We start from the raw sequence: 232 nt of genomic DNA, 5'->3' as shown, positions 1-232 counted from the left end.
CGCTCGACGTGCCCTCCGGGCGGTCGGTGAGGCGGCGCCACTCCCCCGACGCGGCCTCGAAGGAGTGCACCGCGAGGACCCCCGCGCCGGTCGCCTCGACGACGCACCGGTCCGGTGCGTCCTCCGCCCACTCGGGCAGGCCCACCCGGCCGGCACGGAACCGCGTCTCCCAGCGGGGCACGTCAGCTTCGGTCACCCGACCGATCGGGCCCCCGTCCCCTCGCGGGGGACC

Annotated in this window: 1 pseudogene; it reads right to left on the bottom strand. The window is 78.4% G+C overall.

From position 1 onward, the window contains the following. Window positions 1-196, bottom strand: a pseudogene (locus tag AC0I8G_RS26300) (S9 family peptidase); the annotation flags it as partial. Between the last annotated feature and the right edge of the window lie 36 nt (window positions 197-232).

Source organism: Kineococcus sp. AC630, from assembly GCF_979255925.1.
This window is presented reverse-complemented; position numbering and strand designations above follow the sequence as displayed.